The sequence below is a fragment of the Allofournierella massiliensis genome (assembly GCF_004345265.1).
In the GTDB taxonomy this organism is placed as follows: Bacteria; Bacillota; Clostridia; order Oscillospirales; family Ruminococcaceae; genus Allofournierella; species Allofournierella massiliensis.
Genome location: NZ_SLUM01000069.1, coordinates 1 through 1726 on the forward strand (window position 1 = coordinate 1; position 1726 = coordinate 1726).

A 1726-nucleotide genomic window follows, 5' to 3' on the forward strand; every position below is an offset into this window, starting at 1 on the left:
TGATATGCTCCCTCTATGAGAGACAGTGAAATAAAACGCTGTCAATCATAGGGGGAGCATTGTTATGCAGTACAAACAGAAGTTGAGTGTAGAGCAAAAAGTTGAGATTGTTCAGGAGTACCTTAAGGGACGGATCAGCATGAACGAAGCAGCTCGGAGGAGTGGCGTTAGAAGGCAGTCGTTGGATGGGTGGGTACGCAACTATGAGGCTGACGGGGTAGATGCATTTCTACCACATAAGAATCGAATATACAGTCCGGAACTAAAAAAGGCAGCCGTAGAAGAGTATTTATCCAGTATTGCCAGCCTATCAGAGATTTGCAAAAAATATCATATTCGGAGTTCCATACAGCTCAGGAATTGGATTCAGATGTATAATGCTCATGGAGACTTCAACTCCGTAAAATACTCAGGAGGTGGAAGCTACATGAAGCAAGGGCGGGAAACCACGCTGGAAGAGCGCATCCAAATTGTTAAGGATTGTATTGCTAGCGGAAAGAATTACGGAGAAATGGCCCTGAAATACCAGGTCAGCTATCAACAGATTCGGAGTTGGACTCTTCGGTTTGAACAGATGGGAGAATCGGGCTTAGAGGATCGGCGAGGCCGTCGGAAGAAAGACCAAGTCCCTCGCACCGAACTGGAGAAAGCGCAAATCGAAATCGAGAAACTCAAGCATCAGCTGTATCTGGCAGAAATGGAGAATGGTCTGCTAAAAAAATTGGACGAGATCGAAAGGAGAGAGGCCTGGAAGAAGTGAGACAGCGCCGTACATACCAAGCCATTCGGGAGTACCATGAGGAGGTGGGTTTTCCTATTGAAACAGCCTGCAAGCTGCTCCATGTGTCTCGGTCCGCATACCACAAATGGGCTGCTGGAACGTCGAGTCGCAGAGCGGCTGAAAATGAGCGATTGGCGGAAAAGATTGAGAAAATCCATGCTGAGTACCCGGACAAAGGCTACCGAAGGCTGAATGATGACTTACGCCATGACTATGACATCCACGTTAATGACAAGAGAGTGCTGCGCATTTGTCGGGCCAGAGATATTCGCTCTACCGTGAAGTACAGCAATCACGGCTGTACCAGACGGGCCAGGAATCCTCAGTATCTAGCTGAAAACCTGTTGGATCGCCAATTCTATGTAGAAAGGACGAATGAGAAATGGCTAACCGATGTGACCGAATTTAAGTGGTATGAGAAAACTGACGTACAAAAGGTCTATCTCAGCGCTATTCTAGATCTCTATGACCGGCGTATTGTGGCTTATGTGCTGGGGGATCGCAATGACAATCCTCTTGTATTCAAGACCTTTGACAAGGCTGTGAAGGCTAATCCGGATGCCCACCCCCTGTTCCATAGCGACAGAGGGTTTCAGTATACCAACCGAATCTTCCACCAAAAGCTTGTACAGGCCGGAATGACACAAAGTATGTCCCGTGTGGCCCACTGCATTGACAATGGCCCCATGGAAGGGTTCTGGGGAATCTTAAAGCGGGAGTGTTACTACGGCAGGCGATTTACCAGTAAGAAAGAACTTGTTCAGACGATTCAACACTATATTCACTACTACAATACCAGGAGAGTGCAGCGTAATTTGGGCGTGCTGACACCGATGGAGAAGCACAAGCTGTTTTTCGCTGCATAAAAAGTGGCCAGCAACCTACTGGCTGCTGGCCGGGAAAACTTTATATTTTTTCACTGTCCTCTTGACGGGTAGCAGTTCA

General features: G+C 47.6%; 2 protein-coding genes. Both read left to right on the forward strand.

Going from position 1 to position 1726, the window contains the following annotated elements:
- Positions 1 to 64: 64 nt before the first annotated feature.
- The gene (locus EDD77_RS17840) at positions 65 to 760 is read left to right on the forward strand and encodes a helix-turn-helix domain-containing protein (protein ID WP_058962639.1); all 696 of its coding nucleotides are present in this window, start codon (positions 65 to 67) and stop codon (positions 758 to 760) included.
- Complete coding sequence (locus tag EDD77_RS17845; RefSeq protein ID WP_172733338.1) at positions 757 to 1647, forward strand: IS3 family transposase; 891 nt, start codon at positions 757 to 759, stop codon at positions 1645 to 1647. Before EDD77_RS17840 ends, EDD77_RS17845 begins: the two co-directional genes overlap by 4 nt.
- Positions 1648 to 1726 lie beyond the last annotated feature (79 nt).